Origin of the sequence: Pseudomonas entomophila (assembly GCF_029478665.1) — a bacterium.
Taxonomy (GTDB): Bacteria; Pseudomonadota; Gammaproteobacteria; order Pseudomonadales; family Pseudomonadaceae; genus Aquipseudomonas; species Aquipseudomonas entomophila_F.
In genome coordinates, this window is record NZ_JARPQB010000118.1 from 1 (window position 1) to 3,365 (window position 3,365).

A 3,365-nucleotide genomic window follows, 5' to 3' on the forward strand; every position below is an offset into this window, starting at 1 on the left:
CGGGCCACGGCCCGCGACCCGCAGGCCCTGCTGGCGGCGATCGAAACCGAGCGGGTCAGCGTGGTGCAGGCCACCCCGTCGACCTGGCGGATGCTGCTGGACAGCCCGCAGGCGGCGAGCCTGGCCGGGTGCAAGGCGCTGTGCGGCGGCGAGGCGCTGGCGTCGGACCTGGCGGCGCGGCTGATCGAGCGCTGCGGCCATGTATGGAACCTGTACGGCCCGACCGAGACCACCATCTGGTCGGCGCTGCACTATCTGGACGCGGCCAGCCCGCAGGTGCTGCTGGGCCGGCCGCTGGACAACACGGTGCTGCTGGTGCTGGACGCCGACCTGCAACCGCTGCCGGTCGGCGTGGCCGGCGAGCTGTACATCGGTGGCGCGGGCCTGGCGCGGGGTTATCACCAGCGCCCGGGGCTGACCGCCGAGCGCTTCCTGGCCAGCCCGTTCGCCGACGGCGAACGTATCTACCGCACCGGCGACCTGGCGCGCTTCGACAGCCAGGGCCGCCTGGAATACATCGGTCGCGCCGACCACCAGGTGAAGATTCGCGGCTTCCGCATCGAGTTGGGCGAGATCGAGGCGCAGTTGCTGGCCCGCGCCGAAGTGCGCGAAGCGGCAGTGGTGACCCGCGACACTGGCCTGGGCACGCAGCTGGTGGGTTACCTGGTGCCGACGGACGCGGCGCTGGTGGAGGCGGGCGAGGCCCAGCAGGCGCTGCGCGAGACCCTGCGCGCGGCGCTGGGCGAGGCGTTGCCGGAGTTCATGGTGCCGGCGCAGCTGATGCTGCTGGCGCGCATGCCGCTGACCCCCAACGGCAAGCTCGACCGCAAGGCGCTGCCGGCGCCGGACGCCAGCCTGGCCCAGGCGCGCTACCAGGCGCCGCGCAGTGAGCTGGAATGCCAGCTGGCGCAGATCTGGGCCGAGGTACTGAAACTGGAGAAAGTCGGCCTTGCCGACAACTTCTTCGAACTGGGCGGCCATTCGCTGCTGGCCACCCAGGTCATTTCCCGCGTGGCCCAGGGCCTGGCGATCGACGTGCCGCTGCGCACACTGTTCGAGCACGCCACCCTGGGCGCGTTCGCCCAGGCGGTTGGCCGGGTGGCCAGCAAGCCCGTCGCGGCGATTACCCGCGTTGCCCGCGACCAGGACTTGCCACTGTCGTTTGCCCAGCAGCGCCAATGGCTGCTCTGGCAGTTCGCCCCGGACAGCACGGCTTACACCATTCCCGCGGTGTTGCGCCTGCGCGGTACGTTGAACGTTGCGGCGCTGGAGCGCAGTTTCGCCGCGCTGGTCGAACGTCACGAAAGCCTGCGCACCACTTTCCGCCAGACGGCCGAGGGCCCGCTTCAGGTGATCCATGACGCGGTGTCCGTGACGATGCCCGTGCTGGCACTGCACGGTGCGAGCGAGGCGCACGTCGAGGCGCAGATCAAGCAATTGCTGCAACGGCCGTTCGACCTGGCAACGGGGCCATTGCTGCGTGTCGAGCTGCTGAGCCTGGCCGAGCAGGAACACGTGCTGGTGATGACCCAGCACCATATCGTCTCCGATGGCTGGTCGATGCAGCGCCTGGTGGAAGAGCTGGTGGCGCNCCCGCCAGCTGGCCTACTGGACCGCCAAGCTGGGCGGCGAACAGCCGGTGCTGGAACTGCCCACCGACCGCCCACGCCCGGCGGCGCAGAGCTACCGTGGCGCGCGCCACGCGCTGCACCTGGCACCGGCGCTGGCCGACGGCCTGCGTCAGTTGGCCCAGCGCGAGCAGGTGACCCTGTTCATGCTGCTGCTGGCCTCGTTCCAGGCCTTGCTGCACCGCTACAGCGGCCAGGCCGACATCCGTGTCGGCGTGCCGATCGCCAACCGCACGCGCCTGGAAACCGAAGGCGTGGTGGGCTTCTTCGTCAACACCCAGGTGCTCAAGGCCGAGGTCGATGGCCAGGCCAGCTTCCAGGCGCTGTTGCAGCAGGTGCGCAACGCCGCCCTGGAGGCCCAGGCGCACCAGGACCTGCCGTTCGAGCAACTGGTCGAGGCGCTGCAGCCGGAGCGCAGCCTGAGCCACAGCCCGCTGTTCCAAGTGATGTTCAACCACCAGCGGGTGGCGGCGGCAATGGCCGCCCCGCACGGCTTGCAGGTCGAGGCGCTGGGCTGGGACAGCCACAGCACCCAGTTCGACCTCAGCCTGAACACCTTCGAAGGCGAGCAGGGCCTGTCGGCGTCGCTGGTGTACGCTACCGACCTGTTCGACGCGGCGAGCATCGAGCGCCTGGGCGCGCACTGGCAACAGTTGCTGCAAGGCCTGGTGGCTGATGTGCAGGCGCCGCTGGGGCAACTGGCGCTGCTGGCGCCGGCCGAGCGCGAACAGGCGCTGCACGGCTGGAACGCCACCGGCCGTGATTACGAGCTGGGCCTGAGCGTGCCGCAACGCTTCGAGGCGCAGGTGGCGGCGACCCCGCAGGCGCCGGCGCTGGCGTTCGCCGGCCAGCAGCTGAGCTACGCCGAACTCAACGCCCGGGCCAACCGCCTGGCCCGTGAGCTGGTGGCCCAGGGCGCGACGGCCGATGCGCTGGTGGGCATCGCCGTGGAGCGCAGCGTGGAGATGGTGGTGGGCCTGCTGGCGATCCTCAAGGCCGGCGCGGCCTACGTGCCGCTGGACCCGGAATACCCACGCGAGCGCCTGGCGTACATGATCGAGGACAGCGGCATCGAACTGCTGCTGACCCAGGCGCACCTGCTGGCCGAGCTGCCGCTGGGCGAGGGCGTGCGCAGCCTGGTGCTGGACCAGCCGGACGCCTGGCTGGCCGGCCATGGCGAGGCCAACCTGGGCGTGGTGCCGGCGCCGCAGCAACTGGCGTACGTGATCTACACCTCCGGCTCCACCGGCAAGCCCAAGGGCGCCGGCAACCGCCACGACGCGCTGGTCAACCGCCTGTGCTGGATGCAGGAGGCCTACGGGCTGACGGCGGCGGACAGCGTGCTGCAGAAGACCCCGTTCAGCTTCGACGTGTCGGTGTGGGAGTTCTTCTGGCGTCGATGCTGCAGGCGTTCCTGCAGGATCCTCAGGTAGTTCGTTGCACCTCGCTGCGGCGGATCGTCTGCAGTGGCGAGGCGCTGCCGGTGGACGCGCAGCAGCAGGTCTTGGCGCGGCTGCCGTGGAGCGGGCTGTACAACCTGTACGGGCCGACCGAGGCGGCGATCGACGTGACCCACTGGACCTGCCGCGAGGAGGGGCGCGACAGCGTGCCGATCGGTGTGCCGATCGCCAACCTGGCGACCTACATCCTCGACGCCGAACTGGCGCCGGTGCCGGTGGGCGTGGCGGGCGAGCTGTACCTCGGTGGCGTGGGCCTGGCACGCGGTTACCACCGCCG

General features: G+C 70.7%; 2 pseudogenes. Both read left to right on the top strand.

Annotation, left to right across the window (positions count from 1 at the left end):
- Window positions 1–63: 63 nt before the first annotated feature.
- Window positions 64–1,527 (top strand): annotated as a pseudogene (locus P5705_RS26265) (condensation domain-containing protein); the annotation flags it as partial.
- Window positions 1,528–1,549: 22 nt separating this feature from the next.
- Window positions 1,550–3,365: pseudogene (locus P5705_RS26270) on the top strand (AMP-binding protein); the annotation flags it as partial.